Consider the following 1,883-nt stretch of genomic DNA (forward strand, 5'->3'; position numbering starts at 1 on the left):
TTCTTGCTTTAATATTCGAAATATACATTATATTTGAAAGAACATAACGGCGGTTTTTTCACAGACTGACGTTATGCAACATTTTAGAAATCCCTAACAAAAAAACAATAGAATTAAATGAAAAAAAACTTACTTATTTTAACATTTGGACTTTTATCAACCTTGAATTATGCTCAAGAAAAAAATGATATTGAAACTGAAAAAGTTTTACGTGTAAATTTTTTAAATCCTGCAGTTGAATTGGAAATTCCTACAGGTAAATATTCAACTTTTTCCTCGGCTCTCGGAATTGGTTATGGAGGAGGATATCCTGATTTAACTTATGGTGGAAATGGATTTATTTATATTATTAGTCCATTTGCTGATTTTCAACAAAAATGGTTTTACAACCTAAATAAAAGAAACGAAAAAAACCGAAATACGGTAAATAACTCGGGGAATTTTGTATCGTTAAGATTTATAACACGTGGAAATTCAATAGCAGAAAATGTAAATCGGACTTCCGATTTTGATTTTGCATTTGGGCCAACTTGGGGAATACAAAGAAAATACGGAAAGAATTTTCACTTACTATTCGACGTCGGACCTCAATACTATTTTGACACAAATGGAAATGGAAATATTTGGCCAATTATGTTACAACTGAACTTAGGATTTGACTTAAAAAAGAAATAAAAAACGTTGCATAACCGCCATTTAGCGAGATTGTGGGTTTAGTGGAATTACCGTTTTTAATAATGTTTACGTTCAGCCGAAAGTAATTGTTTTCAAAAGTCCACAACCTCGCTAAGTGGCATAACGTTGTGCTTAATTATAGAATTCTGCTTAAAAAATAAAATATTTGAAAAATTTAGAAATACATTATTATCTGGAAAACCACAGTCATTCAATGGACGCTTTTGTGAAAAACAAATCAGAAGCAGAACTTTTGAAGTTGGTTAGTGAAATAACAATTCTGTTAGATATTGAATTAGATTTTGAATTTGAAGCTATCAAACAAGGTGGAATAAAGGATATAATCAAATATTTTAAAAAGAAAAAAAACAAGAAACAACTCAACAATTTATTGATATTTTTTGGAGCAATTATTTCAGGGATATTGATTAATGTAGCATCTGAACATTTCAATAGAGATAAAGACGCCGAAGACCTTTCAAAAGAAGAAAAACGATTAAATATTAGAAAACTGAAAAAGGAATTAGATGACGATATTTTAACCGAAGACGAAAAATCAAAAGCTATTAATCAAATAATTTTTTTAATTTCTGATGAACATAAAATAAAAGTTTTTAAATCAAGGTTTTATTATAATTTGCTGAAAGAAACTAAACTATATCAACTTTCAACTACAGAACTTTCTGAAAATTTTGAACCAATTTCTACCGAAAAAATAATTGAAAGAAAATATTTTAAAAATCAAATTTTAGAAACTGAAGATAAAAAACCGATTTCTATTGAAAATGCAATAGTTGAAATAGTTTCTCCTGTTCTAAAACAGGGAAATATTAAATGGAAAGGTATATATGATGGGCAATCAATATCTTTTAACTTACTAGACAATGAATTTAAAAATAGTGTTATTAATAAACAATATCGTTTTGCAAATGGTACTAGTATAAAATGTAAACTTGAACTAATTCAATCTATAAACGATGATGGCGAAATATATAATAAAGAAATAAATGTATTTGATGTTTTAGAAATATTTGATGGTATTCAAACAATTATAACCAAAAAAGCAAAAAATATAAAAGAGCTAAAAAACCAAACGAAAATCGACTTTAATACCGAGGAATAACTAAGCACAACAGCCATTCCTATGTAAAGCATCATTAAGTTATAAACAACTTTTAAGAGGGTTATATGTCGGTTATTTTTCGAGT

General features: G+C 27.6%; 2 protein-coding genes. Both read left to right on the forward strand.

Annotation, left to right across the window (positions count from 1 at the left end):
- The first annotated feature begins 117 nt into the window (after positions 1 to 117).
- The gene (locus QO182_RS19390) at positions 118 to 675 is read left to right on the forward strand and encodes a hypothetical protein (RefSeq protein ID WP_371563698.1); all 558 of its coding nucleotides are present in this window, start codon (positions 118 to 120) and stop codon (positions 673 to 675) included.
- A 166-nt stretch (positions 676 to 841) separates the two neighbouring features.
- The gene (locus QO182_RS19395) at positions 842 to 1,798 is read left to right on the forward strand and encodes a hypothetical protein (RefSeq protein WP_371563701.1); all 957 of its coding nucleotides are present in this window, start codon (positions 842 to 844) and stop codon (positions 1,796 to 1,798) included.
- The last annotated feature ends 85 nt before the right edge of the window (positions 1,799 to 1,883 follow it).

It is taken from the genome of Flavobacterium sp. Arc2 (assembly GCF_041431385.1).
Taxonomy (GTDB): Bacteria; Bacteroidota; Bacteroidia; order Flavobacteriales; family Flavobacteriaceae; genus Flavobacterium.

Excerpts from the sequence above, each read along its gene's own strand:
- QO182_RS19390 (WP_371563698.1), top strand. The coding sequence starts at position 118 with ATGAAAAAAAACTTACTTATTTTAACATTTGGACTTTTATCAACCTTG.